Source organism: Intestinibacter sp. (assembly GCF_022780145.1).
GTDB lineage: Bacteria > Bacillota > Clostridia > Peptostreptococcales > Peptostreptococcaceae > Intestinibacter.
Map to the genome: position 1 here is coordinate 1 of NZ_JALEXO010000272.1, position 5,500 is coordinate 5,500.

Sequence of the window (5,500 nt, forward strand, 5' to 3'; positions counted from 1 at the left end):
CAAGTACTCCTCTTATATTTTTTGCTATAGGACATTTACCTTCCTCGCAAGAATGAATACCAATTAGGGAATTAAGTCCCTGTGGCTCTAATGCATGGTATATCATAAAAATATTTATTTCAGAAGGCTCTTTACATAAAGCAGCCCCTCCCGTTCCCTGTTTAACAGATATAATTCCTGCTTTTTTAAGCTTGCTCAATATATTTCTAATTATAACAGGATTACAACCTGTACTTTGAGATAACAGTTTACTTGTAACTTTCACCTTTCCTTGTGCTTCATTGATAAATATCAAACAATGTATAGCAACGGAACATTTCATACTAATTTGCATATTATTGGGTCCTCTCTGATTTATGAATAAAGTCAATTTATATTTTTTATTATACATTTATATTTATAAGATGTAAATGTTGATTTTACACTGTTTGAAGTATATAATATTAGATGTAAATTTTAAAGTTACATCTAATATTATATTATTGAGGGGGTATTCGAAATGAAACTTTATAAAATTTATTTTAGTCCAACTGGAGGAACAAAAAAAGTAATTGATGCGGTAAGTGATATGTGGTCATGTGAAAAAGAAACACTAGATTTATTTTCTCAGGATAAACCATATAAATGTGCTTTCAATGAAGATGATATTTGTATTGTCGCTGTTCCATCTTTCGGCGGTCGTGTACCAGCTCTTGCTATTGAACGTATGCAGCAATTAAAAGGAAACCACACTAAGACAATCTTCATAGCTGTATACGGTAATCGCGATTACGATGATACTTTACTTGAATTAAAGGATGCTCTAGAAAATCTTGATTTTTGTTGTATAGCAGGTATTGCAGCGATTGCTGAACATTCTATATGCCGTCAATTTGCTACAAATCGTCCAGATGATAAAGATATAAAGGAATTAAAAGATTTTGCAAAACAAATTCAACAAAAAATTCAATCTGGTGTAAAAGATACGCCTCTTGTAAAAGGAAACCATCCTTACAAAAAATATGGTGGAGTTCCACTAGCTCCTAAAGCAAATAATACATGTACAAATTGTGGTATTTGTGCAGCTGAATGTCCTGTAAAGGCAATCCCAAAAGATAACCCTCGTACAGTTGACAAAACTAAATGTATTGCTTGTATGCATTGTATATCTGTTTGCCCTAACCATTCTAGAGTAAACAACAAGATTTTAACTTTTGTATCAGCTCAAGCTTTGAAAAAAAGCTGTAGTTCTAGAAAACAAAATCAGTTATTCCTTGGCAAATAAGCAATAAAAAAATACTCATACATAAGCATTAAATTTACTTATATATGAGTATTTTTTTATCGATCACAAAGTTAGCTATCGTAGCTAAACTTTAAAATTCTACTAATAAATTATTTTTCATGAACTATAAGCTCTAGCACATCAGGTCTAGCATAATGTCCACAAGCATCTAATTCCATACGACTCATAGGAACCTTTTGCATATCTAAGTCTGCATAGATAATTTCTTCTTTGTCCCATACAGGCTCTGTAACGTAATGTCCATATGGATCTATTATACAGCTACCACCACGACAAACTATGTCAGATAATTTATCTATTTCATCTTTGCAGTTTAAATCCTTTGGATACATATCCTTTGTGAAGTACATATCAGAATTTATGAAATAGCAATGACCTTCTATAGCTATATGTTGTATAGTCGCTTGCCACTCTGGGTTGTCGTTAGTATTTGGAGAAATATAAAGAGTAACTCCCTTATCATAAAGTGCAACTCTAGCAAGTGGCATGTAGCTTTCCCAGCAGATTAAGCTTCCCATGTTACCCCAAGGAGTATCTACAACAGGGAAGTATCCCTTGTTTGCATCTCCCCAAACAACACGTTCTGAACCAGTTGGTTTAAGCTTTCTATGTACACCTACTAATTCTCCCTCTGGTGAGAAGAATATATTTGAATTATAAAGTGTTCCTGTAGTTAAGTCACGTTCAGATACACCTATGCTGACATATGCATGTGCAGCCTTTGCGGCTTTACCTAATATATCAGTTTCTTCCCCTGGTATTACTATAGAATTGTCGTAGTAAACCTTCCAGTCTTCACGACCTTTTTCATTTCTGCTTCCAACTGTAAATCCATAAGTCATTCCATATGGATAACCTGGAATAAATAACTCTGGAAATACGATTAAATCAACGTTTTTTTCTGCTGCTTCTTCGATAAGCTTTACTGTTTTTTCAACACCTAATTTTTTATCAAACATAACTGGTGCTGCTTGAACTAGCGCAATTTTACAAACATCCTTTAAATCCTTCATATATACACCTCTCTAATAAAAAATATTTTGATAATATTGCATGCAAATTATGTGTAGGAAATAGTAGTTCACTTTTTATTGTAAATTATTTCCTATTAATATAATAATACTACAATTTATGAAATTAATAAAATTGAATTATATGATATATAAATTCAAAAAAATTGATAGTAAATAATTGAACTCTTTTAAAGGACTTTGAAAATATTTTTTACTATTTTGAAAAGACACATTCCCCATCAAGATAAGTAGCAAGTACAGGTACATCCTTTAATGTGCTTGGATCTACTTCAAATGGATTTTGTCCAAGAACAACGAAGTCTGCAACTTTACCAGCTTCGATGCTTCCTTTGACATTTTCTTCAAATGAACCATAAGCACCTAATATAGTGTAAGTCTTGATTGCTTCTTCAACACTTAATGCTTGTTCTGGTAGGAATGGTCCGTATTTGCCGTCTAAGCTCTTTCTAGTAACAGCACATTGGATACCCTTCATTACATCTGGTAATTCAACTGGAGAGTCTGAACCATTACTTGCGATTACACCTTCATCTAGCATTGTCTTGAAGTTGTATGTATATTTTGCTCTTTCTTTTCCTATTCTGTCTTCTACTATAGTTATATCGTAGTCTAGGAATATAGTTTGTATGTATGCGTGTAATTTAAGGTCTCTAAATTTGTCTAGTAGCTCTCTTGTAGTTATTTGGCAGTGAACTATACCGTGACGGTGATCTTCTTTAGGGTATTTTTTAAGAGCTTTTTCTATAGCTTCGATTACCATGTACATTGGCTTGTCACCTATACAGTGAACTACTACATGCATTCCATTTTTGTGAGCGTATTCTATCATTTCATCGAATTGTTCTTGAGTGTATATTGGTATACCACAAGTGCTCTTGTCATCTTCATAAGGTTCACATAAAGATGCAGTTCTAGCTCCTAGAGATCCATCTGCTAATAATTTTAATGGTCCTATTTTGAAGTGGTCTGTACCTACGCCTGTTTTATATCCTTTTTCTATGAACCCTTTTAGTAATTCCATATTTACTAATTGAGATTGTTCGTTGATTTTTACTGTTAATTTACCTTCTTGTTCAAGTTCCTTAAATGCAGATATTAATACTTCATAATCCACCCCTGGAAATGCAATAAAATCGTCTGTTTGTGCTGATGTCACACCGAATGTATTTAAGAATTTACAAGCATCCTCTAGCATTGTTTTTAATCCTTCTTTATCTGGATTAAGCGCTTTACTGTATACAAGTTCAAGTGCATTTTCTCTAAATATTCCTAGAGGTTCTCCGTTTTCATCTACGTCAAATTGTCCACCTTCTACCTGTGGTGAATCCTTAGTGATACCGATTAATTCTAGACCTTTAGAATTTACAATACAAACGTGACCACATGCACGGATTATGCATATTGGTTGAGTAGTAGATACTTCATCTAAATCGTATCTAGTTGGGAATCTATTTTCATCTGCGAAAAAGTCATTATTCCATCCTCTACCTCTAACCCATTCATTTTCTTTAAAATCTCTTTCTGCTATAAATTGTCTAATTCCTTCCTTCATTTCTTCTATAGAACCAGTACATTTAGATAGTTGTACCATTTGAAGGAAGTCACCAATTTCTAAAACGTGTGTATGTGAATCGTTAAATCCAGCTGTTACAAATTTTCCAGCTAAATCGATTACTTCACTGTCTGCTTCCTTATATGTAAGTGCTTCTTCAGTGCTACCTACATATATAAATTTACCATTTTCTTCAACAAAAGCCTCTGCATTCCCATTAGTTACTGTGTAAACAGTACCATTAATGTATATTTTTCTCATTATCTTTCCCCCTTCAAGCTCTTTATTGTAAGTATTTTTTTAGGACAATTATTGACACAAGTATTACATTTTATACAGTTTTCATTGTCAAATTGATTTTGTTCATTAAATTCTAGATAAGGCTGTAGCTGCATAGGACATACCTTTGCACATTTTTTACATTTAATGCATTTGTCCTTATCTAGTATAGTTAATTTTTTATTTGTATTTTTTGATATACCTATGTTTTGACCTAATTTTCCAAATAATTTTTGTATAGTCCCCATTGGGCAAAATTGACACCAGGTTCTAGGTGCTATAAATAATGCCAAAGGTGTACTGACTAACAATACTACAAGATAAGTAGTAACAAATATAAAACCAAATTTATCTAACAAATCCAACCCAGAAAAATTGCTAAATACTTTATATACTCTTGTTCCCAATACAATTGCAAATAAAATAAATATTGCTATTATAACACCCTTGTTTCTTAAGGATTTAGGTATGTCTTCATTTTTAGAGAATCTTAATAAAACACTATCGTATAAGCTTCCATGTGGGCATACATTTCCGCACCAAAATCTTCCATTAAACACAGATGTAATCATAAGTCCTAGCATAACAAAAAAAGGTACTATTAATCCCAATTTGTGTTCATACAATCCTCCAAATGCAATAATAATAGTAAGTAACCAGCCATATTTTCTCCAAATTGTAAAGGTTCTATTGGATTTTATATTGCTCATATCGTTCCTCCTATCTAATAATATTTTCCAATATACATTATATAATATTGTTATATTTATTTCCATTTTTTCAAGCAATATAATTTTTTATATGATATAATATGGAAACTACTAAAATTTAGTATATTTAAGGATAAATTTAAAGAAGAATTCAACTTTACTGAAGAGCGTGACATCTTTTCTGTATATGACTTTCTAGACAACTTAAAATAATTTGTGCTTATGATAAAATAAATACTCCTTTATGGTAATGATAAAAATATAAACTCAATACCAGAAAGGAGTATTTTTTAAATTCTCACCAAAACTATGCTATCATATTCATGATAATCATCATTCCACCAATTGCAGTTAATACAATTCCTAGAGCTCTGTTTAAAACTTTTTCAGATGATTTATTGGCAAATTTAGCTGATACCTGTGCTCCTATGAAAGTAAATGCTATGCAAAGTAAAAGCACTTTTAAATCTGGTATTCCACCTATCATAAAATGTGATGAAGCTCCTGTAAATGCAGTAAATGCCATTATAAATACACTTGTTCCTACTGCAGTTTTTAGTTCATAGCCTAACACACTTGTTAAAATAAGTAGAAGCATCATGCCTCCACCAGCTCCCACAAATCCACAGATAAATCCAAT

6 protein-coding genes are annotated in these 5,500 nt (G+C 31.9%); 1 reads left to right on the top strand and 5 read right to left on the bottom strand.

Annotation, left to right across the window (positions count from 1 at the left end; translation table 11 throughout):
* A partial coding sequence (locus MR593_RS10180) for an RrF2 family transcriptional regulator (protein ID WP_290692515.1) occupies window positions 1–334 on the bottom strand: 334 nt, incomplete at its 3' end.
* Between the two features lie 165 nt (window positions 335–499).
* On the opposite strand from MR593_RS10180, the gene MR593_RS10185 reads away from it, so the two are divergent.
* Window positions 500–1,264 carry a 4Fe-4S binding protein gene (locus MR593_RS10185; RefSeq protein WP_290692517.1) on the top strand — a complete coding sequence of 255 codons (765 nt, stop codon included), beginning with the start codon at window positions 500–502 and terminating at the stop codon, window positions 1,262–1,264.
* A 110-nt stretch (window positions 1,265–1,374) separates the two neighbouring features.
* Here MR593_RS10185 and MR593_RS10190 read toward each other — a convergent pair whose 3' ends face one another.
* From MR593_RS10190 to MR593_RS10205, 4 genes are all read right to left on the bottom strand, one after another.
* The gene (locus tag MR593_RS10190; protein ID WP_290692519.1) at window positions 1,375–2,298 is read right to left on the bottom strand and encodes a carbon-nitrogen hydrolase family protein; all 924 of its coding nucleotides are present in this window, start codon (window positions 2,296–2,298) and stop codon (window positions 1,375–1,377) included.
* A 214-nt stretch (window positions 2,299–2,512) separates the two neighbouring features.
* Window positions 2,513–4,132, bottom strand: coding sequence for an amidohydrolase (locus MR593_RS10195; protein ID WP_290692521.1), 1,620 nt, complete (start codon window positions 4,130–4,132; stop codon window positions 2,513–2,515).
* Window positions 4,132–4,860, bottom strand: a complete 729-nt coding sequence (locus tag MR593_RS10200; protein ID WP_290692523.1) for a 4Fe-4S binding protein — start codon at window positions 4,858–4,860, stop codon at window positions 4,132–4,134. The genes MR593_RS10195 and MR593_RS10200 overlap by 1 nt, the downstream gene beginning before the upstream one ends.
* A 307-nt stretch (window positions 4,861–5,167) precedes the next feature.
* Window positions 5,168–5,500: sulfite exporter TauE/SafE family protein (locus MR593_RS10205; protein ID WP_290692526.1), on the bottom strand; the 333-nt coding region annotated here is incomplete at its 5' end.